Origin of the sequence: Bacteroides sp. PHL 2737, from assembly GCF_004115325.2 — a bacterium.
In the GTDB taxonomy this organism is placed as follows: domain Bacteria; phylum Bacteroidota; class Bacteroidia; order Bacteroidales; family Bacteroidaceae; genus Bacteroides; species Bacteroides hominis.
In genome coordinates this window covers 5,156,183-5,180,112 of sequence record NZ_CP040630.1, presented here as the reverse complement: position 1 = coordinate 5,180,112, position 23,930 = coordinate 5,156,183, and the positions used below count along the sequence as shown (strand labels likewise).

Sequence of the window (23,930 nt, the reverse complement as noted above, 5' to 3'; positions counted from 1 at the left end):
TGAGATCCCTTTTTGGTTGCAAAAGTCATTATATTATGGTCTAATATAGTTAATGACTTGTTAATTCTGTACGGGGCTTTTCCTGTCATAGTTAAAAGTGGTCAATCCGTACACGATGGAATATTTTGTGAGAATAATAGAATATTATTTCCAACCCGATCCGTTGCCGATAACTGATATTAGTACGATCTTTGTGCCTTGACACAACTGAATTTATATGAACCGATCTTCATTCAACACCTTTGTTTTTCCTGTCTTTTTTTCTTCTTTGGCCATTGGGGACAATAGTCTGATTACGGTTATTGTTTTGCTGCTTATTGTCGTGTTTGCCTTGTGTGTGGCGGTGAAGTGCCTCTACGGGCAGAGGCGGGCGCTCAAAAAGGCGCTGGTGGGAGATGCCGTATGCAGGCAACTGTTTGATGTGTGGCCGCTGAGCATTCTTGTCCTCGGCGCTGACGGGAAGATAGAACGGATGAACAAGTTGTTGCTGGAAGAACTGCAACTGGATTTGAGGCAGGTTGCCGGGCGGCAGGCAGTTGACATCATCGAACTGATCCAGGACAAGGAGAACCTTTTGCCCCGGTTTCTGGAAGAGATACAGAGCGGAAAGCGCAACATTTTGTTTTCTACCAATTGCTTCATTCGCGAACCCCGTTCCAATATCAGCTTCCTGATTCAAGGCGGCATTGTGGGGATTTATGAAAGCGGGCGCTTGATCAAGATGATCGTCTACCTGCGCAATGTGCTTGAAGAACGGACGCAACGGCATGTGCTGAATATCGCCCTGAGCAAAACACATATCTTTTCCTGGTCGTTCGACATGGAGCGGAACCTGATGGTGATTGACCCGCGTTATTTCGACTACCTGAAGATTCCGACTCAAGATTATACACTGACCATGGAACAGTTTTCCGACTTGGTGCATCCCGATGACCGGAAGGTACTTTTCGACGCCCTTGCCGGGCAGTTGACGGGAAACTTGTACGAGGCACCCGTACCTTATCGTCTGCGCCGGGGAGACGGGGGCTGGGAGTGGTTCGAGGGGCAGTCTACTTATGTGGGGCAACTGTCGGATCTGCCGTTCCGTATTGTAGGTATCTGCATGAGTACGCAGCGGCATAAAGATATAGAGGACAGGCTGAACGATGCCCTCCGGAAGGCACAGCGGAGCGACCGATTGAAGAGTGCTTTCCTGGCCAATATGAGTCACGAGATCCGTACTCCGCTGAATGCCATCGTGGGTTTTTCCACACTGCTGGTGAGCGAGCAGTCCGATTTAAGGCCGGAGGACATCGAGGAGTATGCTGCGTTGATAGAGAAGAACGGGCAGTTGCTGATGTTCCTGATTTCGGATATTCTGGATCTTTCGAAGATTGAATCGAACACCATGGAGTTTAACGTTTCGGTTTTCTCACTGAACAAGATGTTTGCCGACATAGCCCGCATGCAGCGTCTGAACGTGAAGCCCGGTGTAGAACTGATTGCGGATCTGCCCGCAGAGGATGTGTCGATTACTGCGGACCCGGTAAGGCTGGAGCAGGTGGTGAACAATCTGATCAATAACGCGATAAAGTTTACGAGCCGGGGCAGCATCCGGATAGGCTATCGCCGGAGGGGGGAGAAGGACGTAGAGCTGTTTGTCGAAGACACCGGGAAGGGAATGTCGGAGGAGGTGATCGCGCATGTTTTTGAGCGCTTTTATAAAGGAGATTCTTTTGTTCAAGGAACAGGGTTGGGACTTGCCATCTGCAAGACGATTGTGGAACATTTCGGCGGAGAGATTCGTGCGGAGTCCGAAGCGGGTGAGGGGGCGAGGTTTGAAGTCTGCTTGCCGGTAGGAGGAAAATAGAAACGGGGAGGACCCGAATGAAACGGGGAAAGTCACGTTGCGCGTTGTCCCATAACCGCTTGTGATTTCCCCGTTTCTGTGTTTATTTTAAGAATGCCCTCGGGCATGGAGTCAATACACGCTTGCCCCCTTAATCACGATCTTTTCCAGCAATTCCTGCATCTTTCCGATCACCGGTTCCGCTTCCAGCCCGTATTCGGCCGCCATCACCTGCATCTGTGGGAAAGTGGCCCATACACTGCCGTTCTTATCCTCCCAAACGGAGATCTTCAGCGGCAATTCGATCGAGATGCTCGGATTGTCCTGCATCAGCTTTGTGCCCACTTTCGGCGAACCGAAGACAATCACCTGGTTCGGGCGAAGCGTCAAGCCTACCTCTTCTGCGTTCTTTCCGTGGTCGAATTTGGCGAAGACAGGGATTCCCATTGCCCGGAGCGTCTGCTCAATGCGTCCCATGGTCTCGTCTACGCTGAACTGGCTCTCGTAGGTGTAAAGTAGGTTATCGTTGGCTCCCGTGCCCATCTTGGCGCTGTCAAAAGCGGCGGCAATGCGGCGTCCCAGGTTCGTCAGGTCCACTCCCTCCTTGTTGGCGAGCAGGGTGACGCATACCAGTTCCGAAGCGTCGGTGAAACGGCTCAGGAAAGCCGAATGTCCCGATACGTCGCCTTTGATGTCCATCAGCCCGTTGTGGTTATAGAACTGCCAGCCTGCCATGGCGGGGACCACCTTGCCGTTGGCCAGCCGGGTGGGCTTGTACATGATGTCACGGTTTTCCGGTTTCTCGATCAAGGCGCTTCCCGCCAGTCCGATGTCCCAATGGGAAACGTTCTCCGCCGATGCCCAGATGTCGGAGAAACCTTTCAGTGCCGTAGGGCTGACAGCAGGCGCTGCGACGAGCCGGCCGTCTTTTTCAACGTATCCGGTCGTTGTTTCCGAGGGGTTGATATAGTCCCGGTCCTTCTTGAATGTCTGGTGCACGTTGCCCGTAGTGGTCACGTCCTCCTGTTTTACTTTCGCCAGGTCTTCTCCGAAGAAAGTCTGCCGCAGTCCCAGGTAGTCAATCTGATACTTCTTCACGAAATCGTGGTAAGGCATTTTGCCCGCCTTCTCGATGATGGAAGTCAGCAGCAGGAAGTTCGTGGCGCTCTGCTTCACATCCGTTCCCGGTTCGAAGCCCAGTGGCAGTGCGGCTACGGTCTCGATCAACTGTTCCGGACGATAATCGGCAGAGACGTCGAAACCCTTCTGCGCGCGGTAGTCGGCGATGCCCGAGCTGTGCTGCATCAACTGGAGGATGCTGACCGGTTTCCAGCTTTCCGGCACATCCTTCAGGTACTTGCCGACGGGGTCGTTCAGGTCGAGTTTGCCCCGTTCGTAGAGTTGCATCACCGCCACGGCAGCATATCCTTGCGAGATAGGGCCGATGGGCCAAAGCGTCTTGGCGGCGGCGAGGTTTCCTTTCGTGAAATCAGTCACTCCGTAGCCCACCACCCGGGGGATGTAAGGCGCCTGTACGATGGCAAGCGTCATGCCCGGTATTCCCTGTTCTTCCATAAAATCGTAAATCATCTGGTCGATGGCCTTGCCTTGGTAGGCAACGTGCACATTTCCCCTGCCGGTTTGCGGCAATTGGTTCTCATACTTCTTCATAATGGTTCCTCCGTTCTGTGCCGAGATCGTTGCCGAAGTCAGCAGTGCGACTAAAATTAATAAATTCTTTTTCATAACGTTCGCGGGATTGTTTTAGTTGTTTAAATCTGATGTTGCAAAGATCGGTGCTTATCGCTGCTCGGGAAAGAGCGATATCACACATTGAATAGGCAATTGTTCCCGAAGGCGGGGAAGAGTGGCGTTTCCACTCTCTAAAACCTGTTTGTTATAAGCCTTTTATATATAAATAGGTGTCTCCGTTCCCTCTTCTGATCCATTTCCTTTCCTCATAGGGTAAGATAGCATGATTTTCTTCTTATTCGGGAAGAATTGCTAACTTATCCGGCCATATGGCCCTTTCCTGTCCTGTGTGGAATGCCGATCTTTGCAAAGTCGGAAAACAAGCGGTACACCGACGCCGCACCCTGAGCTAAAAGGAGTATAAACGTCTAAAAACAAAAAAAGATTATGGAAGGTATCAACACCCCGTTCGTCATCGACGGACACACAGCGATTGTAATGACAGACCCGCAGAACGATTTCCTGAGCGAGAACGGTCTGGGCTGGGGCGCTTTCGGAGAGAATATACAGAAGAATGGCACGGTGGAAAACCTCCGCTGCATCTTCGAGGTGGCAGCCGCAAAAGGCATGCTGGTATTCATCTCCCCGCACTATTACTATAAGCATGATCACCAATGGCTTTTCGAAGGTCCCATCGAGAAACTGATGCACGACATGGGCATGTTCGAACGCCGGGGACAGTTGACCGGCGAGGGTTTCGAAGGTTCGGGTGCCGACTGGCTGGAACTCTACAAACCCTATATCGACGGGGGCACGAATATCATCGTCACGGCACCCCACAAACTGTACGGGCCGGAAAACAATGACCTGATTCTTCAACTCCGCAAGCGTGGGGTGAACAAGGTAGTGGTGTGCGGCATGTCCGGCAACCTCTGCGCGGAGTCCCATCTGCGCGAGTTGCAGGAACGCGGATTCGAGGCAGCCGTCATCTTTGACGCCACGGCCTCTGCCAAGCTCCCCGGACTGGACGCCGATACGGCAGCGTTCATCAACTTCACCCTGTTGGCGGAGAAGGTCTACACCACCGACGAGTTCGTGGCAGAGATGCGGGAGCGGTGAGCACGGGGTTATATAGGCCGTTAATCGGGGGGGGCTCTCTGAGCGGAGTTCCTGAAAGGATAATCATCCCGAAAACGGCCTTCCAATAGACGGAAGATTCCCTTATCTCAACTTTCTCAATGGATGGGAAAAGCTGGGATAAGGGAATTCTTAGTATAAGTAATGACGGATTATGAACCGAATCTTACATTGGATAAACGATGACCCTGCTGTTGGGCAGGTCCGGAATATACATCGTTCCAGAGGCTACCGTGATATCTGCCGGGCCGGACAGCGGTTTCTCCGGGTTAATGTCGAGTGGCGTGATCTTTCGGGTATTCATGTCGACGGCACAAACTTGTGCGGGTGTCCAGTTGGTGATGTACATCGTTTTCTTGTCGGCAGAGAGGGCGATACCGTCATATTGTCCCGGGGTGGTGATGAACTTCTCCGGAACGGGTTTGCTCAGGTCGGTAATCTGATAGATGACATTGTTGTCCGTTGTCTTCCCGTCAGCGGGATAAGAGGCGACGTACATGGTTCCGTTTTCGATAATCAGCCCGTTAGGTCCGGCGATGCTCACCCATTCGGCAGGAATCCCTACTGCGCCCGGGTCACTGATGTCGATGCTGAAGATTTTTCCTGTATTGGTGACAGAAGCATAAAGTGTATTCCCTTCCGCCACGAGGTCGTTTACGAAAAGGTTGCCTTCGGGCAGCAGGACGACTTGCGGTGCTTTCTCCGGTGCTTGTAGGTTGTAGACTACGATTTTGTTGACGTCGCAGATGAACAGGTGCTCGTCACGAACAAACATTCCTTTCGGTCCGGAGAGGTTGCCGTCGGCAGGAATCAGGATTTCCGTCCGGTTATCTTTATGGTAGGCGATGTATCCCCTGCCTTCCGTGTTGAGTGGATTGAGCTGCTCCGTTCCGAAGTTGGCGATCAGGATACCTCCCTGATAGGGGTACGTGCTTTCGCAGAAACGAATGCTGTCACTGATGATCGTTGTTTCCGGTTGCTGTACCTTTTCCGTCGGCTGGTTTTGTTTTTTGCTTTGGCAACACAGAGCGGTAGCCGAGAAGGTGATCAATAGGATGGGAGTAAAGAATTTAGTTTTCATAAGCTGATCTTGTATTTCATAAGATGAATTTCATGCAGCAAAGATACAGGCAAATAGAGAACGGGTTGTTGCCCGTTTGGTTCAGTCTCCGGTCTGTTTGGTTCAGGGTACGTTTACGAATGCTTCGTTCCGGCAGCTTCCCACACCTTATATATAGGTCTTCGATCATCTCCATTTCTCACTTCTCGTCCATCGTTCATCGCTTTTCGCCCATCATTCATCATTCCTCCCCCTATATTCAGTAGGTGTCATCTGATATTGCTCTTTAAAGAGCCGGGCAAAGTGTGCCGCACTTACAAATCCGCTCGCGTCCGTTACTTCTTCGATCGTTTTGTCCGACGTGTCGAGCAGATAAGCAGCGCGTTCCAGTTTTTTTCTGCGTATCCATCCGCGGGGAGCTTCACCATATTCCTGGGCAAACTCCCGCTTAAAGCTCGACAGGCTTCTGCCGGAAAGCATAGCCAGTTCGTTGACGGTGGCCGGGGAATACAAATGCCGGTCGAGCACGGCTGACAGTGCCGGGCTTTCGCTTCGTGCCGCATCCAGGAGGAAGGAAGCTATTAGTTGCCGGTAAGGACTGTCCAGAAGCAGGTATACCAGTTCGGTAAATTTCAGCCGGATCAGTTCGCACATAAACGGACTCTTACTCTTGCTGTATTCCTCCAACGAAGAAAACAGTTTCTCTATTTCCCGGTTGTGGGGAATGATCTTTATGGCTTCTCTTTTTGTCGGCATCCTTTCCGATATACGTTCCGGCAAACATCCGCTCAGTTGTTCGGCCAGTCCTTGCGCAACCCGTTTGCTGAAAAACAACATCAGGCTGCGGAACCCATGTTCGCCGGTAATGTATTCCGACATCACGTACTCTCCCCTTGGTATCAGAAACAGTTCTCCGGGGCGGATGTCAAACTGATTGCTCCCTACCTTGATCTGCTTCACCCCGGAGAGGATGTATACCAGGGCATGGTGCGTCAGGAAAGCGTCGAAGTTTTCCTGTGTGGTAGAGTTGACGTATTGGAGCAGGCGTATGTTCTTGTTTTCACCCGGCTGTGCCGGACGGAGAATGTCATCGGGGACGAAAAGGCGCTTAGTGGGCATAAGATGAAAGGTTTTGGAGTTAGCTGACGCAAATATAGGATAAAACTTCCTGAAAAATGCGGGGAGACGTGCGAAATCTTGTTCCGGTCGCCTTGCCCCCGCGCATATACCCTCTCTCTGCTTGGTCCGCCTGCTGTGCCTACAGCGGCATGTTTCCGTGTTTCTTCGGCGGATTCGTCTGCATTTTGTTTTCCGTCATCTCCAATGCCTGTATCAAGCGTTTACGGGTTTGCTTCGGCAGGATGATCTCGTCGATGAATCCCAGTTCGGCAGCCTGGTATGGAGTGGCAAACTTCTCTTTGTAGGCATCCAGTTCTTTGGCTTTGCTCTCTGCGTCCGCCTTGCGGAACAGGATGTTTACGGCTCCCTCGGCACCCATCACGGCAATTTCCGCACTCGGGTAGGCAAAGTTCACGTCCGCCCCCGTCTGCTTGGAGTTCATCACGATGTAAGCGCCACCATAGGCCTTGCGGGTGATCACAGTCAGCTTGGGCACTGTGGCCTCGGCAAAGGCATACACTATTTTGGCACCGTGGCGGATGATGCCGTTGTTCTCCTGCGTATATCCCGGCAGGAAGCCCGGAACGTCTTCGAACGTAATCAGAGGAATGTTGAAACAGTCGCAGAAGCGGATGAAACGGCTTGCCTTGTCGCTGGCATTGATGTCGAGCACACCCGCCAGGTATGCCGGCTGGTTGGCCACGATACCTACCGAGCGTCCGGCTAAGCGGGCAAAACCGATGATGATGTTTTTGGCAAAGTTCTGCATCACTTCAAAGAAGTAGCCCTCGTCAACAACCCGTTCGATGATCTCTTTCATATCATACGGTATGTTCGGGTCGGCGGGGATAATGCTGCCGAGTGATGCATCTTCGCGGTTGATGTCATCGGTGCAGTTCTGCTTGCGCGTTTCGTCCATATTGTTTTGCGGGAGGAAGGAGAGCAGCTCGCGGATCGACATCAGCAATTCTTCCTCGGTGTTTGCTATGAAATGCGTTACACCACTCTTGCTGCTGTGCGTCATGGCACCGCCCAGTTCTTCTTTGCTGACTTCTTCGTGGATCACCGTCTTTACCACATCCGGTCCGGTGACGAACATATGGCTTTTCTCCTTCACCATAAAGATGAAATCCGTCAGTGCCGGAGAGTAGCAGGCACCTCCGGCGCATGGACCGAGGATAGCCGAAATCTGCGGGATCACGCCGCTTGCCATCGTGTTCTGGTAAAAGATGTCGGCATAGCCCGACAGGCTTTCGATTCCTTCCTGGATACGTGCACCGCCCGAGTCGTTCAGTGCGATGATCGGCGCGCCATTCTTCAAAGCCAGTTGTTGTACCTTGACTATCTTCTTGGCATTCGATGCCGAGAGTGAACCACCGTAAACGGTGAAGTCGTAAGCGTAGACAAACACTTGACGGCCGTCGATCTTTCCGTAACCCGACACCACACCGTCGCCCGGAACCTTGTTACGGTCCATGCCATAGTTGGTGCAGCGGTGCACCATCAGCTTGTCAAGTTCCACAAATGTTCCCTTGTCCAGTAACATATCGATGCGTTCGCGGGCAGTCATCTTTCCGCTCGCATGTTGTATTTCAATCTTGGCAGCGCCTCCGCCTTGGGAAGCGATACGGTCACGCTCTTCGAACGTGGCATAGGCTTTATTTACTTCTTCCATTGTCTTTCTATTATTCGTTATTCTAACGTTATCAGCGTCTGGTCTCCGGCGATATTATCACCTTCCTGTACCAGAATCTCTTTAATCCGGCAGTCCGAAGTCACCTTGTAGTTACTTTGCATCTTCATCGCTTCGATGACGATGACAGTTTCTCCGGCTTTCATCTCCTGTCCCACACTGACGGGGATTTTCACTACCTTGCCCGGCATGGGCGAAATGATGCGGTCGTTCTGTGTTTCTTCACCTTTCTTGCGCATCCGCAGATATTTTGCCTGACTGTCCACAATCTCGACATTGAAACTGCTGTAGTGTGTATTCACTTTGTAACTCTTTCCGTTCTCTTTGCGAATCAGTTGGGCGTTGGAGCTGCGTCCGTCCATCAGGATGTTGCAATTCCCGTTCTCTGCCATGACAACGTCCGCTTCGAACGTTTTTCCGTCGATGGTGAGTACCACTTTGTTATCTTCTTTGCTGACCAGTTCTATTTCGGCCACGCGATTTCCTATATGTATTTCCATACTCTTCTATATTCTTAATACCCCTTTGTGCAGTCCGAATTCTTTCCATTTGCTGATCGGGCGGTTGTCCGCAGCCAGTCCGCTGTTATTCTCCTCCAGGTTCATCAGGTAATCCATGTAAGCGGCGATCAGTGCGATGTTCTCTGCACGTTCGCTGGTACGAGTGATGCAGTGTTGGAGCACTTCCCCGTTTTTGCTGATGAATCCCGTATCGTAATGTCCTTCCACAAAGTCGGGAGTATCCATGATGGCGCGCAGATAACTGATGTTGTTCTTTACTCCTGTCAGCTTATATTCGTGGAGTACACGGCGCATTCGTTCGATGGCGTATTCGCGTGTGGTTGCCCATACAATCAGCTTGCCGATCATCGGGTCATAATAAATCGGAATCTCGTAACCTTCGTATACATAGCTGTCGATGCGCACCCCGATGCCGTTTGGCTCCGTAATCTGCTTGATGACACCCGGGCTGGGCATGAAGTTCATTTCTGTATCTTCTGCGCAGATGCGGCATTCGATGGCATGTCCGCGTTGCTGGATATCTTCCTGTTTCAGTTGCAACACCTGTCCTTCAGCCACTTTAATCTGCTCTTTCACTAAATCTACGCCGACTACCTCTTCGGTAATCGGATGTTCCACTTGCAGGCGCGTGTTCATTTCCAGGAAGTAATAGTTGCGGTGCTTGTCCACCAGAAATTCGATGGTTCCCGCTCCGACATAGTTCACGGCTTTGGCGGCGGCCACTGCTTTTTCTCCCATATCCCGGCGTAGTTCAGGAGTGACGAACACCGAAGGGCTCTCTTCCACAATCTTCTGGTTGCGGCGTTGCACCGAACATTCACGTTCGCACAGATGAATCACGTTGCCATGCTTGTCGCCCAGAATCTGGAACTCAATGTGATGCGGTTCTTCTACAAATTTCTCCAGGTAAACCGTGTCGTCGCCGAATGACGAAAGTGATTCGCTCTTGGCGGTTGTGTAGGCCTCTTCCACTTCATCTGCACGATGAATCAGCCGCATACCCTTTCCACCACCTCCCATCGAGGCTTTCAGCATTACCGGATAACCGATTTGATTGCAGAGTTCTACCGCTTCTTCAAGGCTCTTCAGGTTTTCTTGAGTACCCGGAACCACCGGTACACCGGCTTCTATCATCTTGATACGTGCCGAAATCTTATCTCCCATCGCCTCCATGGTTTCCGGGTCCGGACCGATGAAGATGATCCCCTCTTCACGACAACGACGGGCAAAGGTTGCATTTTCGGACAAGAACCCGTATCCCGGGTGGATGGCGTCTGCGCGGCACGACTTTGCCACTTCGATAATCTTTTCTATATTCAGATAACTCTCTTTCGATGCTGCCGGGCCGATGCAGTAAGCTTCGTCGGCATAGAGCACATGCTTCGCTGTTCGGTCCGCTTCCGAGAAAACGGCAATGCTCGTTATTTCCATCTCCCGGCAGGAGCGCATCACCCTCACGGCTATTTCGCCGCGGTTGGCGACTAAGATTCTTTTAATCATATTCATTTCTCAATTAAATGGAATACACATATTCATGCTTTCCACCCTGCGGACATGAGTCCACCCGATGAAAACACAGTATTTCTACGATTTGGGGCTTAACAACGATGCTTTCTTTCCTAACCCACGAGGTAAAAAAGCTCTTATTCATTGAATGGCAGGTCTTCTGACTGACTCTACATCTTATCGGACCTTCCCGACGTTTCTTTTTCCGTCAGTGGTTTGTAATTGGTTTATTGATAAGATGTTATATAGAGCTTCACAGCAGCGGGACTGTCCGGGATTTACACCCGATTCCCTTTTAATCTTCGTCCGTTGACCACGGATTCCGAACCAATTCGGGGACAAATATAGAGAAATATTGGATAGAGTGGATACTTTTTGCACGAAAAGTTCAATTTTGTGCAATGACCAACGGCGCTTTGTTTCAAAATAAATGTCATATAGACGAAACACAAATAGACTGTCGATTGTTCTTTTTTACAAATAAAAGAGCATAAACGGAATGAATTACTAACGAAATATACATGCCATGTCACACTTACCTACCTTAATTGCCGACCTTGCCCTAATACTGATGTCCGCAAGTATCATTACTCTTTTGTTCAAATGGTTGAAACAACCCTTGGTACTGGGATATATCGTCGCCGGATTATTGGCGGGACCTTACGTGCAGATTTTCCCGACTGTAGGTGATATTGAGAACATCAATATCTGGGCTGAGATAGGAGTTGTTTTTTTACTTTTCGCCCTTGGGTTGGAGTTTAGTTTTAAGAAATTAATAAATGTCGGGTCAGCTGCCTTTATCACGGCAACCACCGAAGTTATCAGCATGTTGCTGATCGGTTATATGGTAGGACATCTGTTAGGTTGGAGCACAATGAATTCTATTTTTCTGGGGGGTATGTTGTCTATGTCGTCAACAACGATTATTATCAAAGCGTTTGATGATCTCGGCTTACGTAACCAACGCTTCACGGGTGTTGTATTCGGGACATTGGTAGTTGAAGATCTGATCGCTATCCTGATGATGGTCATCCTTTCTACAATGGCAGTGAGTAAGGAGTTTGTAGGTGAAGAGCTGTTGATGAGTGTGTTGAAGGTTGTTTTCTTTCTGATCCTATGGTTCCTGATTGGGATATTTATCCTTCCGTTCTTTTTGAAAAAAGCAAAACGGCTGATGAATAACGAAACCTTACTGATCGTTTCGCTGGGACTTTGTCTGGGAATGGTTGTGTTGGCTACCCGTACAGGATTCTCGGCTGCACTGGGTGCTTTCATTATGGGATCTATCCTTGCCGAGACGGTTGAGGCCGAACACATAGAACATATCATCCAGCCGGTGAAAGATCTTTTCGGAGCTATTTTCTTTGTCTCTGTCGGTATGTTGGTCAATCCGGCTGTCTTGGTGCAGTATGCCTGGCCGGTGGTCATCATTACTTTGGTAACTCTTGTGGGTAAATCCATATTTTCTTCATTGGGAGTTTTATTATCCGGTGAACCGTTGAAGGTTTCCGTCAAGTCAGGATTCAGCCTTGCTCAGATAGGAGAGTTCGCTTTCATTATCGCAGGGCTGGGGGCTTCACTCAAAGTACTGGATAGTTTTATCCCTCCGATTATTGTTGCGGTATCGGTGATTACTACATTCACAACTCCTTATTTCATCCGGTTGGCAAATCCGTTTGCCGAATGGCTTTATAAAATACTTCCGCCTAAAACCAGGGAAAGTCTGGACCGCTATGCTTCCGGTAAGAAGACGGTCAATCATGACAGCGATTGGAAGCGGTTGTTGAAGACGATTGTCGGAAGAGTGATTATCTATAGTGTCCTTCTCACGGCGATTTGGTTATTGTCTGTGCAAACTGTTTATCCCACGATAAATGAGATGTTCGATGCTCCCGGGCGATGGGTAAACATAGGGATGTGTCTGGTCACACTTCTGTTGATGACACCTTTCCTGTGGGCACTTGTTTCAGATAAGTATAATTCCCCGGATGTATTTTTAAAGTTGTGGAATGATGATAATTACAATCACGGACGGTTGGTCGCGCTGATTTTGTTCCGTGTGTCGGTTGCCGTCTTTTTCATTGCAGGGGTCGTTATCAGTTACTTCAGCCTCAATTATGGGATAGGCATTGTGATAGCCGTTGCCGTATTGGCATTGATTCTTATTTTCAGGGAGAACCTCACGCAATATTCGCATCTGGAAACACACTTCCTGACCAATCTGAACGGAAGGGAAGAAGCTGCCCGCAAACGTTATCCTCTGAAAAGTCGTTTTAACAGTGAGTTTAATGACAAAGATGTTGAGCTGACTTCCGTTTGGGTGTCTCCTTATTCGTCTTATATCGGTCAGTCATTGGATGAACTCCCTTTCAGGCGGGAGTTTGGTGTCAATATAGTAAGTATTGTCAGAGGGGAGCGGAGAATATACATTCCACAAAGTTCCGAACGAATTTATCCGCAGGATAAGTTAGTAGTGGTCGGAACAGGCGGACAGCTGCAAGAGTTCCGGACGGAACTTGAGAACAGACAGGATTTGCCGGATGAAAAGAACATAAAACAAGATGTGACGCTTCATTCATTCACGGTAGATGAAGATTTTCCGTTTCTGAACAAAAGCATTGCCCAGTCCCGGTTAGGAAAAAGATATGATAGTCTCGTCGTAGCCCTTGAACGAGAGGGTGAATTGGTTCCGGTGAATCAGGCTATAGTTTTCCAATTGGGAGATTTGGTTTGGGTGGTAGGAGACAGGGAGAAGATCAGGCAGTTTTTGGTGCGGAAGAAGTAAGAGTGGTAAAGAGCAGAGGAAAGGAAAACGGCTGAGGCGAAAATTTGCATTTTGACAGATACACAATGAAGTATCATTCTGTATTTTCAATACGGTCTGTATTCGTTTCTTTCCGGCCTCGTTTGCGACTGCTTCCGAAAAGACTCTTATTTTCCCATCAGACAGAATCAAAATGATGTGATTTTACCTTTTTATCAAGCATATGGTTGGTGATCCTTGTTTTTAGACATCTTCTGTCGTTGTAGGTCGGATTGAACCTTTAAAATGATAGTTGACACATATCCCTTCTGAAGCCTCCGATAATTTCAGGAAACTTGTATTTTACGCCTTCTTTTTGCGTTATTAACTTCTTTCGGACAAAAGATTAGCTTCTTCCGAATAAAAGACTAACTTCTTTTCGGGAAAACACTTACTTCTTTTTGGAAAAGAGTAAGGTCTTTTGTTATATGAAATAGCATATTTACTCAATATGAGGCAACTTTCTGTATGTAAATGTCATATCTATGCGTTGTATTCTTCTGCTGCACCGGTTTTTAATATAAAGTGTGTTGTTCAAAAAGGGAAAATAGTTTTTTTTTGATGTTAAAATAGAGATATATGCATCTGTTTGTTTTTAGGCTTTTAAAACTCTGACTTTCTATGAAAAGTTAGTAGATATTATAATATTATTATTAAGTATAAAAGTTAAGATGCCGGTTGTTGATTTCTACTTTCATTGGCTATATTTGTGTATGTCTAAAATATAAAGTACTATGAAGTCCATTTTATTATCTGTTATTTCATTCTTATTAGTCATGAATGTCTGTGGTAAGAATGATGTGGATATGAGAACTTATTTGAAAAAAGTTCTAAGTAATCTTGATAAGGTAGAATCAGCTTCTTACCATGAACAATCTCAGTCCTGGCAACCCGGTGATACGACTGCTATAACTAATTCTTTTCGGTTTATTAAAGAATACACTAATCCTTCTGATTCGACTATCGGTGCAAGTTATGTGGCTCTTAACGCCAAAGATACGACACGATTTGAATTTGGTTATGATGGAAAAGTGAAAATGATAAGTTTTCATGAGCATAAAGGGATTATGATCGATGATTTCACGACCAGAAAACTTCCTTTCAGGTTGGTGGGTCCTCCGTTTTTCTGTTACAGCCGGAATATCATCGGATATGCTTTGAGTACGGGGGATAGCATCACAACCGAATGGAAGGATTTAGGAGAAGCGTATTACTTCAAGTTGGTGATACATGAAGACAAACAGGTTGAATTTTTTGGAAAGGCATATTATATACCGAAACCTCCTTTTGACTTAGAGGACCCGACCTCGATTTACGAACTGTGGATTAATAAATCGGATGATTTGCCTTATAAAGTCCGCAGGGAAATGTCGCATCAGATTTCTGCCAATATATGTTCGGATGTAGTGTTGAATCAATTGTCCATGGCCGATTTTAACTTATATGATTATTTGCCCCAAGACTATGAAATCCGCAAGTATGGTGAGAAAGGAAAGACTACCCAACTTTCGGCAAGAGAACTTATAGGGAAGAAAGCTCCCGACTGGATGTTGAAAGATATGTACGAGAATCCGGTGTCGTTATCTAATCTTAAGAGTAAAGTGCTTTTAGTGAATCTGACCGGTATCGGATGCGGTGCTTGTCATGCATCCATTCCCTTTCTGAACGGGCTGAAAGAGAAGTTTAATGCCGATGAATTTGAAGTGGTTTCTATAGAAACTTGGGGACGCAAACCTCATTCGCTGCGGACTTATGCGGATAAGAACCAGATAAACTATAGATTCTTATGTGGTGATGAAGGTATTGTCAAGTCATACCGGACATATGGCGCGGCACCTTTCTTCTTTATATTAGATCAGGACCGGGTGGTCAGAAAAGTCATTCAGGGATATGGAATGGAGAAAACCGATAAAGAGATAACGGACGCTATCAAAGCACTGTTATGATAAAATGCATTTGCGGTTGGAGTTTATTCCAGCCGCAAATCGTATAAACAGGCACGTACCTCTTCCGGGCTGCCGATATGTTTCCCTATGTCATCTGATAGCTTCACGCATTCGCGCCATTCCTGATTCAGGTTCATCTTGCACTGCGATAGCTTCATGACGATGTTTGATGGCTTGAATCCGGTATCATTAGTCAGGTTTGTGCCGATACCGAATGAACAGCGGATTTTTCCCCGGCAATACTCCTGAATGTCCAGTGCTTTGTCAAAGTCCAGTGCATTGCTGAATACGATTGTCTTGGTAGTCGAGTCAATGCCTAACTCTTTGTAACGGGCAGTCAATCGGTCGATAAACCTGAATTCATCGCCTGAGTCACATCTTACACCATCAAACAATTTGGCTTGTTTGCGACTCAGGTTGCTTAAAAAGATGGCAGATGTATAGGTGTCGGACAAGGCGATGCCGAGGTCCCCGTCGTATACATTTACCCAATTTTCAAGAGCCATGTAATTGGCGTGTTTATAACCGAATTGTGCTCCATGAAACATGAACCATTCATGCGGATGTGTACCCATGGGTTTCATGCCGTATTTCATGGCGAAATGGCAGTTGGAGGTGCCGATGCAATAGCGGGCTGTTTGTCTCAGGTGTCCGATGACTTGATCCTGCACGTCGAATGAGAAGCGTCTCCGTGTTCCGAATTCAGAGAAAAACAGTTGATGCTTGTTGGATAGTTCTGCCTTTTCGGATAGTTTACACAAGATATCTCCCATACTGGCGATATTGCCGGATGATTGATTCTTTATCTCGGAAACGATGGCAAGTAAAGGTACTTCATAAAGCGTTGCCTTATAAAGGTAATCACTGATCTCTATGTGGAGGTGTCGATCTCCGTCCAAACGGACTTCTATTTTTTCCGGTTGGAAACGGAAAGAAGAGAGCCATTCCCAATAGACTCTGGGGAGGAAACGGCAGTTCTTCACCATGTACTCCAGTTCTTCTCCGGTCAGTGCTACATGCGATAAGCGACTGATTTCAGTTTTCAGTCTTTCTACAAACTCGTCGCTGTATTCAGTTTCATCCCTGTCTTTGAAACTGAAAGTGCCCATCGCATACGGGAATAGTTTAATGTAAGCATACGAGGTAGTGAATTTGTAAAGGTCTGTATCGAGTATGGTACGAATAATCATTGGATTCTTTTAATTGGTAAAACGATATTTCAGATTTAAAATGTAGGGCGAAGATACTAACAATTGTCCAAAGGTTTAGGTTTTATAAAAGGAAGTTTTTAGGGCATCAGCACTTCATGAAGATTTTTTCTTGGCGAGTAGGGCATTGGACTGCTATATCCCATACGGAGTAAAACACACGGTATTTCAGTTTTTTTATTGTTTAGCAGTTCTCTTTGCATTTGTTCAGAGAGGATTTCCACTTCGCATGGCTGATTGATAAAAGCGGTGGACACACCGATTTCCGTTGTTTTCAGCAGAAAGCACTCTAAAGATCTTCCCAGATTAATCCAATCTTTCGGAGTATCTTTCTCGGTACAGAACAGCATGATGTGTGAAGACGATCGGAGCTTTTTTTCATCACTTTTATTTTGTATTTTGGGAGTCAGACAAGCATTCATGATGCGGCGAGATAACCATTGTGGTAAGTTAGGTGCACCAAAAACGGCATAACTTAAACCATCTTTAGTCGATTCTGCATGCTTCTTATTGAATCTCATCCAGTTTTTCAACTCATTCTTGAAGTGGAAGTCGGTCATCTGGATTGTATTCCCCCTCAGAACATAGTAACGAACTCTGTCGAACTCAGGCGTTCCGATTTTCCAGCAATGGAGGTGTGCTGTTGCTGCTTTCGGTATTGAAAGCAACTTATGTATCATTTCTTCCGGAATCAGTTGTCCTGTATATATACTTCTGTTGGTTTGCCGCTTGCCAATTTGTCCAATGATAGAAGAAGGGGTAATTACGCCTGCATTGGGCTGGAGTTTTACTGTGATATTCCCATTATCTGCAATGTTTACTTGGGTTGAATATCCTTTAGTTTGTGCAGCCAGGCACAAATTTTCAGTTGCACATCCCAGGGAGATGAACATTTCACGCCGGTTTCCATCCACAATTGATAGTGTTTTAGTTTTATCCGGATGAATCTCAATACCTGCTTCTACGATACGAAATAACCAAGGTTGGGTGTTATGTCCCGAAGGAGCTTTTGTGGCTTGTTCTATCATGAATAGATAGTCATCTGTTATTGTTTCCATAATTAATAGGCCGATCTGAGATCGTTATTGCTGTATTCTATTATATCTTTATTGCATCCGTTGAGTAATATTGCCAGTATGCAAATTCCAATCGTTATCATCTTTTTCATTTTTTGTTATTGCTTTTCTAACCATAGGTCCACTAATATGTTGATTCCGTCTTCCAGTTCTTTCCAACCGCTCTCTTCCTGAAGTTTGAGACCATTGAAGGTAGAACAGTTTTCTTCCAGCAACGTGAGATAACTGATGGCTGCTGTAATGATAGTGGCAAGGGCTGCTATTTCTTTTTGCGGGTGTTTTGACAGTTTGCTTACAGCATCTATCAGCCAAATGCCTTTGGCTTCTCTTTTCTCGCGGAGGTCTTTTATAAAATTGTTGTCTGATGTGAGTTCCCATCTGTATAGCCGTTTCAAAGTGTAGCTTTTTCGCATTATTATGATTTGTTTCCGGAACATCTCTTTGATGAATTCACCAAGGTGGTTTTTATCCGGTAGTGCTCCGTCAAAGTTAATCCAATAATCATGTTGGCCGATATATGCTGCTATCAGACCTTCTAAAGAGTTGAAATAACGGTAGATCAACATTTTTGATACTCCTGCTTTTGCTGCTACTGCATTGATGCCTAATCCTTCGAAACCTTTCTCTTCGATTAATTCGTCTACTGCTTTGATGAGGATTAGCTCTGTTACCTGTCTGTTTTTGATAAACTCTTTTTCCATGACTTTATATTATTGTTACTGATCGGTCACAAAAATATGTTTCTTATCGGTAACATCGAGAGGAAAAGAGAAATATTTTTCCCAAACAGCACTTTTCTACTGTTTGGGATATAATATGTTTGGGGTAAAAGGAGAATCTTTTATGCCAGGTTTACCGTTGGATTGTGTATGGTCAGACCGCCGTCTACTACTATTGTTTGCCCGGTAATGTATCGTGCGTCTTCGGAAGCCAGAAAAGCAATTGTTGCGGCGATGTCTTGCGGTTCTCCTAAATATGGTGTCGCACATTGTCCGAGAAATACGTTCCGTATATCTTCATTCAGGTTGTTTAATGCTGCAGGTGTGAGAATCAGTCCCGGGGCTACAGCATTGCATCGTATGTTTTTCTTTCCTGTTTGTGTCGCAATGTATTTGGTCAGATTGATGACTCCTGCTTTGCTTGCTCCATAAAGAGTGCCGTTCGCATCAGCTGTAATTCCACTGACTGAGGCTACGTTCACAATATTGCCACCGCCATGTGCGTTCATTATGGGGATAACCAGTTGGGACAGGTACATGGTACAAGATAAATTAAGATGGAAAGCTTCGTCGAAGTAATCTATGTCCAGTGTCTCAATGTCGGTATCCCGTTTAGGATTTGTACCTCCTACGTTGTTTACCAATACATCTACCTGCCCGTATTCTTTTATGGCAAAGGCGATCAACTCTTTGCAACTCTGCAATTCTGTTGCAGAAAAATAGATCGGGCGTACATCTGCTCCTAAAGCATTGAGTTCGGTAGCAAGTTGTTCTGCTCTTTCTTTTGAATGGTCGGCTATAACAACTTTCCCACCTTCGGATACAATGCGGCGTGTGGTTGCTTCGCCAATTCCACCGGCAGCGCCCGTGATAACGGCTGTTTTATTTTCAAATCTGTTCATATAGGATTATTTTTGAGGATTATTATCCTCAAAAACAGTTTATTGGGGAATTTGTTATCCGAATAAACCCTCTTTAGCACCATTTGCCTGACTTTAGCATCTATGTATCTTCTATTTCGCTAAATCTTTATAAGTCTGTTAAATGTTAACAAAAGAAAGGCTAAATGTTAACGTCACGGTTCTTCTATTAAACCATGTTATAAGATATCCTGTTTTGCTTTGTAAATTTGCAAAATTACCAGAAGTCCGTATCTTTGCAATGTGTTTTTCATAGTATTAGATTTAAGGTTAACAAAAGATTGGCTGTCTGGGATAGATAGCCTTTTTTTATTGCCATATATGAAGCGGTTAGCATTAAAATACTTATTATTAAGCTATTGGTGAATAGGGAGTTAACCGGGTGAAAGGCAGGGGTAAACAAAATAGTGGATAACCTCTATTCTAATGTAAGCTGTTATGTAGGCAAAAATTAGCCTACATAAGTTTTGGTACAATCTCAAACTATCGTCACTAATAAGGATTAATTGCTTTTTATTGGCTTCTATTTCCCGATGCAAACATGTAGATGTAATTGATAATCAAAAACTTATATTTTAAACGGTAGAAAAGTATTTTTTAGGTCATAATGGGTTGTTTTTGAACCTGAATTTACTGTTCCTACGTTTATTCTTCAACATAAAATTAGAGCCGTGGAAAATCTAAATTTTCCAACTGAAGTTCACCAGTTTTCTATCTACTTACAAAGGTACAAATAATACGTGAGTTTTTCTCCAAGTATGTCAACTAAATGCAAGAGAGTTTCACGTATATTGTTTTACTGAACAAAGGGAAAAATAGAATTAATTCTTTTCCCTCTATTTAACTTTACTTTAATGGACGTATATATTAGTACGTGGGTAAAGTAAAGTTGTCAAGCGAATAATTTGATTTTATCTAATTATAAACAGGATAAATGTAGCTATTTTACAAAAACAGGTAGTATAATATTCTATTTCTTATTTTATTTGATATATTTGCAATCAAAGAAGAAATAGATTGACTATGATAGCAGAATTTACAGTAGAAAACTTCTACTCAATAAGGTCGACTCAAAAAATAAGCTTTGAACCTTCATCAGACAGTTTCATGTTGGATGAATACACTTATGAAGTTAAGGATGGTGTAAGATTACTGAAAGCAGGAATAATATATGGGGCTAATGCGTCTGGTAAAAGCAATGTGCTGGGAGCTATAGATTTTTTCAAGATGCTGGTGTTAAGGGTACCAAAAGGTCGTAATGATACTACTAGAGTTGTTCCTTTTTTATTAGACGAAACATCAAAGACTAAAACGACAAAGATGTCTATGTCTTTTTATGTGAACCAATTGAAGTATATCCTTAGCTTTGAACTTGATAAAAAGCGTATATATTCCGAAACATTAACTGTATATGAATCCGTACGCCCTACAAAACTTTATAGCCGTAGCTATGATCCTTATACAGATTCTTCAGTTATAGAATTTGGAACAAACCTGAAAATGGCAAAGAAAAATCAGGATACCATAGCAGGAAACACAATAAATAACTGCAGTGTGCTTGCTGCTTTTGGAAACTGTAATGTAGGGAAGACTAAGCTAAATGATGTCTATAACTATTTTGCAAAGCAAGTAAAAGATGTTCTTGCTCCTGGAATGCTTTTGTCGGGATATGTGAAACGTCATTTGGATAAGGACAAGGATGGAAATCTGAAGAAATTTATTTTGAACTTTTTAAAGGATTCGGATTTTAATATTGAAGATGTTACTCTTCATGAAGAAGAAGAACTTATAACGCCTGAACTAGAACAACTGATTCAGAAAGCTCCAATTGCTGATGATGCAAAATCAGAAATGTTGAAAAAAGGTAAAATAACAAATACGGAATTGACATTCACTCATAGGACAGGGAATGGTTTATATGAATTATCTGAAGAGTATGAATCAAACGGTACTATGAGATTTTTAGGAATGGCCATAATACTGAATTTCCTTCTGAAAAATAACCAGTTTGTACCCATAGATGAAGTTGAAACAAGCATTCATTATGAATTGCTATCCTATTTTATAAAAGTATTCTTGGCTAATAGCAATCAGACTTCACAAATGCTATTGACTACTCACGACATTAACCTATTAAATGAGGAGTTTATACGCCGTGATACAATATGGTTTACGGATAAAGATGAACAGGGAGAAACAAATGTGGTTCGTCTTTCAGCTTTAGGGCTACATAAGAATCTCTCGCCTTATAATGCATATAAACAAGGTAAATTAGTGAAACTGCCATTCTTGGGTAGCCAGTATTTTGATTTAAATGATTGATGCAAAGGGACGAACGGTAACAAAAAGTTTATAGATAGAACATTAAAATGATTAATTTACAATTATCCAATTGGAAGAGCATACTACAGGATATTTATTGTCCTGTAATAGGCTCTATATGGGTTGCTCCTAATGGTATTTGGGATAATCATTTTGCTCACAACAAGGACAAAGATGATTTTCATCCGTCTGTTGTTGGAAGAGTATTTGATGAAAACAAAAAATGCTGGATAATTCCAGGAACGTCCAAAGACTATAATAAGGGCACAAATGTCTTTAGGGTAAAGATCAATCCAAATGATCCCGATTGTCCTTACTCTTACTTCTTGATAAAACTTAGAATGACATATAATTCTAAGGATTTAACTAATTTGCAACGAGGTTGGAATGGAATAGACTCCTTAAGTGACAGCCAAATAGAAGAACTCAAATTACAAATCAAATTTAGCCTAGGAATCAATGTTTAAGGAAGAATATCTATTAGAGTTGCTCTCTGGAAAACTAACATCCAGAGGCTACGCAAACATACTTGGTACGATTACTTCGATGGTGAGGAAATACCAGTGGAAGAAAAGTATCATAGTATCGGATCATAATGACAATGATTGGCAAAGTGATGATATTAAGGAATTGAGTCACCAGTTCTTTGAGTGGATTATATCCAAAAATAAGATTAAGTATTTGTCAAAAGTGCCATTTGAATATTTGTCTTATTATTTTACACAAGTGTTCATTTCTTTTGTTTCAAACAGAATTAAGGAAGAACAACAAAAGGTCGGTCTGAGTTTTCAAAAGTGTCAGGAACTTGTTCAAGAAATATGCCAAGAAGACTATGATGAAGAAACTCACGAACATAGTGCTTATGTTAAAAGTTCAATGTCCGATGGTAATAATTGGATAGATAAGTTAGATGATGTCGTTAAGTATCTTGCTCATTATCCAATAAATGAAGATACTAAACATTTTAAGCCAATTGTGAAACTGGCAATAGAAGATATTCTTTTGTCGGCTGATGGTTATGTATCGGTTTCTTCTTTGGCTAAAGCTGTCTTTGAATTATTAGATCAGTCAGTCTTCAAGACAAATGTGTCAGAAAATCAAATTGTTTATAATCAACTTGACGATGAGCAAACCAAAGCAATAAAGACAATAATCGAAGACGTAGGTCAAGTAGATTCACGTATATTCTTAGAGTACATATTTCAGAATACAGGTGGTATATCATTATCATCCATCGCTGATAAGTATAACCTTCCGAAAAGCTCTGTCCATCGCAAGATAGAAGATTTTAAGAAAAAATTTTTCTCTACTTATGTGCCTAATAATGAAGAGGAAGGTATTTCTTTCTTGCAAAATATTGCTTTAGCTTTGGACAAAATATCAGAAACGGGAGTATTACCATTATGACAAACGTAGAACATATGAACATCATAAATGATTTCCTCAAGAACCCGATAATTCCTGAGGTGAAAGAAGACATTATAGTATCAGATAAAGAATTGGCCAGCATTAACGACTTATTCGCTTCGAATGATGTGCCTGTCAATTATTTGCATCTACGTCCTAAAATCAAAGAGAATCAGATATGGACAATTAAAAGAAGTTATATGGATTACGAAGGAATACTCCAGTCGGCTGCTGCTTCTATTATGGTTTTATTGGTTTCTCAAGAAGAAATGATAGGAGAAGATGGAACGTTTGTTAGAGTATGTCCTATATCTCCATTTGTTGAAATGGCTTCTGAGAATGATCAAATTTGTGAAGAGGAATCAATAACAGGTTTTCCATTCTTTATAGAGAGATGGAATGAGCAGCCAATTCTTACTGAAATTCTGGATAAATACGTAGGTGATTATTATTTGGATAGCTCTTCCAAAGACTGTAAGTTGACAAATGATCAAGAAGAATTCAGAGAAATAGAAATATCAAATGCTCGATTCTTAAACCATTCTGTGATTGCGTTTATGAATAATCTTGAAAGGTCTGAGAATTTTTCATTCTCTGTAGATGTTAACTATGAGGATTATTCTAAGACAAAACACATGCCTCAAATGAATGTCCTTAAGCCAAGATTGATTCCTCTTAATGGACATGAAGAATATGCGATGGCTGCCAGAACCAATAATATTGTTTCTGAGAATGATTGCATTGAGTTCAATTATGAGCATATACCTTTCTCTATTGAGGTCAGGAAGAAGAAAGCAGAGTTCATTTTAACTATTATTCCAAAAGTAGAAGTAGTACTGCGGAATCCAGAAAACAAACAAATAGAAGGTACCTCAAATTCTGAGAGAATAGTATATGGAGGTTTGCGAAAAGGTTTATACCAAATAGAATCTCCACTTTTGAATAAAACGATAACAATTAGATTAAAGTAATA

General features: G+C 44.2%; 18 protein-coding genes and 1 riboswitch. Of the genes, 8 read left to right on the top strand and 10 right to left on the bottom strand.

Annotated elements, in window-relative coordinates:
• Positions 1 to 217 precede the first annotated feature (217 nt).
• Positions 218 to 1,849 (top strand): PAS domain-containing sensor histidine kinase, encoded by a 1,632-nt coding sequence (locus DBK98_RS21515; RefSeq protein WP_005808018.1) that lies wholly within the window; start codon positions 218 to 220, stop codon positions 1,847 to 1,849.
• A 111-nt stretch (positions 1,850 to 1,960) separates the two neighbouring features.
• Here DBK98_RS21515 and DBK98_RS21510 read toward each other — a convergent pair whose 3' ends face one another.
• A complete protein-coding gene (locus tag DBK98_RS21510) occupies positions 1,961 to 3,574 on the bottom strand; it encodes a serine hydrolase (RefSeq protein ID WP_032536738.1) in 1,614 nt (537 codons plus the stop codon).
• A 393-nt stretch (positions 3,575 to 3,967) separates the two neighbouring features.
• Between DBK98_RS21510 and DBK98_RS21505 the strand changes: the two genes are divergently transcribed.
• Positions 3,968 to 4,639 carry an isochorismatase family protein gene (locus tag DBK98_RS21505; RefSeq protein ID WP_032536739.1) on the top strand — a complete coding sequence of 224 codons (672 nt, stop codon included), beginning with the start codon at positions 3,968 to 3,970 and terminating at the stop codon, positions 4,637 to 4,639.
• Positions 4,640 to 4,823: 184 nt separating this feature from the next.
• Here DBK98_RS21505 and DBK98_RS21500 read toward each other — a convergent pair whose 3' ends face one another.
• From DBK98_RS21500 to accC, 5 genes are all read right to left on the bottom strand, one after another.
• Positions 4,824 to 5,738 carry a YncE family protein gene (locus DBK98_RS21500; protein WP_033572525.1) on the bottom strand — a complete coding sequence of 305 codons (915 nt, stop codon included), beginning with the start codon at positions 5,736 to 5,738 and terminating at the stop codon, positions 4,824 to 4,826.
• Between the two features lie 213 nt (positions 5,739 to 5,951).
• Positions 5,952 to 6,836: an AraC family transcriptional regulator gene (locus DBK98_RS21495; RefSeq protein WP_005821482.1), complete on the bottom strand. Its 885-nt coding sequence runs from the start codon at positions 6,834 to 6,836 to the stop codon at positions 5,952 to 5,954.
• A gap of 139 nt (positions 6,837 to 6,975) precedes the next feature.
• Positions 6,976 to 8,511: an acyl-CoA carboxylase subunit beta gene (locus tag DBK98_RS21490; protein ID WP_032536741.1), complete on the bottom strand. Its 1,536-nt coding sequence runs from the start codon at positions 8,509 to 8,511 to the stop codon at positions 6,976 to 6,978.
• A gap of 17 nt (positions 8,512 to 8,528) precedes the next feature.
• On the bottom strand, positions 8,529 to 9,029 hold the full coding sequence (locus DBK98_RS21485) for an acetyl-CoA carboxylase biotin carboxyl carrier protein subunit (RefSeq protein WP_005782744.1): 501 nt from the start codon (positions 9,027 to 9,029) through the stop codon (positions 8,529 to 8,531).
• Between the two features lie 6 nt (positions 9,030 to 9,035).
• The gene (accC, locus tag DBK98_RS21480; protein ID WP_005808006.1) at positions 9,036 to 10,550 is read right to left on the bottom strand and encodes an acetyl-CoA carboxylase biotin carboxylase subunit; all 1,515 of its coding nucleotides are present in this window, start codon (positions 10,548 to 10,550) and stop codon (positions 9,036 to 9,038) included.
• 138 nt (positions 10,551 to 10,688) lie between these two features.
• Positions 10,689 to 10,903: riboswitch (cobalamin riboswitch) on the bottom strand.
• 179 nt (positions 10,904 to 11,082) lie between these two features.
• Here accC and DBK98_RS21475 point away from each other — a divergent pair.
• Together DBK98_RS21475 and DBK98_RS21470 are read left to right on the top strand one after the other, a co-directional pair.
• A complete protein-coding gene (locus tag DBK98_RS21475) occupies positions 11,083 to 13,341 on the top strand; it encodes a cation:proton antiporter (RefSeq protein WP_005808003.1) in 2,259 nt (752 codons plus the stop codon).
• Between the two features lie 752 nt (positions 13,342 to 14,093).
• The gene (locus tag DBK98_RS21470; protein WP_032536743.1) at positions 14,094 to 15,305 is read left to right on the top strand and encodes a peroxiredoxin; all 1,212 of its coding nucleotides are present in this window, start codon (positions 14,094 to 14,096) and stop codon (positions 15,303 to 15,305) included.
• 23 nt (positions 15,306 to 15,328) lie between these two features.
• On the opposite strand, the gene pncB is transcribed toward DBK98_RS21470, so the two are convergent.
• The 4 genes from pncB to DBK98_RS21450 all read right to left on the bottom strand — a co-directional run bounded on the left by pncB (position 15,329) and on the right by DBK98_RS21450 (position 19,210).
• Complete coding sequence (pncB, locus tag DBK98_RS21465; protein ID WP_032536744.1) at positions 15,329 to 16,495, bottom strand: nicotinate phosphoribosyltransferase; 1,167 nt, start codon at positions 16,493 to 16,495, stop codon at positions 15,329 to 15,331.
• A 98-nt stretch (positions 16,496 to 16,593) separates the two neighbouring features.
• Positions 16,594 to 17,571, bottom strand: coding sequence for a nitroreductase (locus tag DBK98_RS21460; RefSeq protein ID WP_032536745.1), 978 nt, complete (start codon positions 17,569 to 17,571; stop codon positions 16,594 to 16,596).
• Between the two features lie 116 nt (positions 17,572 to 17,687).
• On the bottom strand, positions 17,688 to 18,290 hold the full coding sequence (locus tag DBK98_RS21455; RefSeq protein ID WP_005807998.1) for a TetR/AcrR family transcriptional regulator: 603 nt from the start codon (positions 18,288 to 18,290) through the stop codon (positions 17,688 to 17,690).
• 140 nt (positions 18,291 to 18,430) lie between these two features.
• The gene (locus DBK98_RS21450; RefSeq protein WP_032536746.1) at positions 18,431 to 19,210 is read right to left on the bottom strand and encodes an SDR family NAD(P)-dependent oxidoreductase; all 780 of its coding nucleotides are present in this window, start codon (positions 19,208 to 19,210) and stop codon (positions 18,431 to 18,433) included.
• A gap of 1,041 nt (positions 19,211 to 20,251) precedes the next feature.
• Here DBK98_RS21450 and DBK98_RS21445 point away from each other — a divergent pair.
• Genes DBK98_RS21445 through DBK98_RS21430 form a run of 4 tightly spaced genes read left to right on the top strand, consistent with a single transcriptional unit; the run spans position 20,252 to position 23,928 of the window.
• The gene (locus DBK98_RS21445) at positions 20,252 to 21,550 is read left to right on the top strand and encodes an ATP/GTP-binding protein (RefSeq protein WP_022011572.1); all 1,299 of its coding nucleotides are present in this window, start codon (positions 20,252 to 20,254) and stop codon (positions 21,548 to 21,550) included.
• A 47-nt stretch (positions 21,551 to 21,597) separates the two neighbouring features.
• Positions 21,598 to 22,017, top strand: a complete 420-nt coding sequence (locus tag DBK98_RS21440) for a hypothetical protein (protein WP_022011571.1) — start codon at positions 21,598 to 21,600, stop codon at positions 22,015 to 22,017.
• On the top strand, positions 22,010 to 22,957 hold the full coding sequence (locus DBK98_RS21435; RefSeq protein ID WP_032536747.1) for a hypothetical protein: 948 nt from the start codon (positions 22,010 to 22,012) through the stop codon (positions 22,955 to 22,957). The genes DBK98_RS21440 and DBK98_RS21435 overlap by 8 nt, the downstream gene beginning before the upstream one ends.
• A 14-nt stretch (positions 22,958 to 22,971) precedes the next feature.
• Positions 22,972 to 23,928 (top strand): hypothetical protein, encoded by a 957-nt coding sequence (locus DBK98_RS21430; protein ID WP_032536752.1) that lies wholly within the window; start codon positions 22,972 to 22,974, stop codon positions 23,926 to 23,928.
• Positions 23,929 to 23,930 lie beyond the last annotated feature (2 nt).